The 1,855-nt window shown below is 51.4% G+C and carries 2 protein-coding genes; one reads left to right on the forward strand and one right to left on the reverse strand.

What is annotated here, in order from left to right; genetic code table 11:
- Positions 1-43: 43 nt before the first annotated feature.
- Entirely contained in the window at positions 44-442 is a 399-nt protein-coding gene (locus ACR0DX_RS22685; protein ID WP_480847534.1) for a nuclear transport factor 2 family protein, read from the reverse strand.
- 231 nt (positions 443-673) lie between these two features.
- Here ACR0DX_RS22685 and ACR0DX_RS22690 point away from each other — a divergent pair, with 231 nt between their 5' ends.
- Entirely contained in the window at positions 674-1,789 is a 1,116-nt protein-coding gene (locus ACR0DX_RS22690; protein WP_480847536.1) for a flavin monoamine oxidase family protein, read from the forward strand.
- The last annotated feature ends 66 nt before the right edge of the window (positions 1,790-1,855 follow it).

Consider the following 1,855-nt stretch of genomic DNA (forward strand, 5'->3'; position numbering starts at 1 on the left):
ACCAATCTAGACGATACTATGCAGGCTTAAAGTCGTTCATCCACTATGAGAAAGCGCTACCGCCCTGTCTCGCGTGGTCCTCGCGATCGAACCAAACCAACGACAACTGGATCAGCCCATTATCGTTGAGGGTCCACTCCTCCCATCCCAATAGACGGATCGGAGCTTCTTCAGGCCTTCCAGGGCCGACGAGCATACCCGTAAAAAGGGCGTGGTTCCCGGATATACGAAAATCATGCAGCAATACGGAAGATTTAGGAAAATCACGAAAGAATGGTTTAGCGTAATCCGAGGCAATCGCCGCTCGGCCTTGGATCGCATTGCCTGAGTTTAGCCTTGCGACCCCGTTTTCTGCATAGTGAGCGGCCACCTGCATTGGATCGTTGGAACTCCATGCAGCAGCATACGAAGAAGCTTTCTCTAGTGCCTCTGCAAGAAGCATTTCGGTTTCCCCTTGTTCACGTAATGCTTACCCTTTGGTTCCAAAGTATAGCACAAGACTTTATCCTAGACGCTCCGACGCAATAATTCTGTTTTGCGAGCATTGCAGTCGCTCACGCCAAGCTTAGCAAACCGCCGCGTTGTCTCCACAAACAGTATGAAGTCACCGGGTGCTGCCCTATGTACACATCTGTAAGTCCCAGAGGGGTAAATACATCCCAAGAGGTGAATGTTGGATGTTCTTGTAATAGGTGCTGGGTTGTCAGGTATGACTGCAGCTCATGTACTTCGGGAAAGGGGTACCGATGTCCTTTTGATTGAGGCTGACGCTCAAGTCGGAGGACGCATTCGATCTTTGTGCGACCAGAGAACCAATCGGACTTTGGCTGATTTGGGGCCAACTTGGGTATGGCCAAAGTATCAGCCCACCTTTGCAAAATGGGCCAATTCGCTTGGAATAGAAACTTTTGAGCAGTTTAACCAAGGTGATGCAGTTGTTCACGGATACAGCCCAAAACCAATTCGACAGACTTTACCCGGACAAGACGGTATTACCCGCGTCGTTGGCGGGCCGACAAGTCTAATTAAGGCCCTTTGCAAACCGATGGACCCAGCGTGCATTCGGACCGCGACAAATGTAACGGGTATTCGAGAAGGAACTGCCAAAAAGGTAAGCGTGCATATTGATACCGGCGAAAAAATCGAAGCAGACCACGTTGTCATATCCGTTCCATTACGAATTGCTGCAGCAAACCTCGAAATGCCTTGGGCTTCGCCGGAGCTACTTGACGCAATGCGCCGGGCTCCAACGTGGATGAGCACCCACGCCAAAGCAGTCGTGATTTACAACAAACCATTTTGGCGAAATCGGGGACTGGCCGGGCGCATTGTTAGTAGAACTGGCCCTCTTGTCGAAGCTCATGACCATTCGGGCGTTGATGGCACCCCAGCGGCAATCTTCGGCTTTGTTGGATGGTCGCCCGCGATACGACAAAGCGACCCGGAAAGGCTGCGAATGGCAATTCTGAGGCAGCTAGTCGAGTGCTTTGGGCAAGCTGCTGCAAAACCAGAGGAATTTTTCATACAAGACTGGGCAAAGAACCGGAAAATCGTTTCGGACCTCGATCTTTCCGAACCTGCGAGCCACCCCGATGTCGGTCCGGAGGTACTCAGACAGGCTCATCTCGGTGGAAGCGTTCGATTTTCGGTATCGGAAACTTCAAAAATAAGCCCGGGACTGATTGAGGGGGCTTTGGCAGCCGGAGAACAGACCGCAAAACAACTGCTCGCCGATGAACCTGATGGAACGCAAACGAGCCCGGAGGAGTATTTCAGAACCCGCAAGTAGCGAACTTTTCTTCGCTCATGCTTAGGCAGAGACCTGTAACATCCACCAACGAACGTTTGATTTGAA

This window comes from Ruegeria sp. D3, assembly GCF_056534465.1.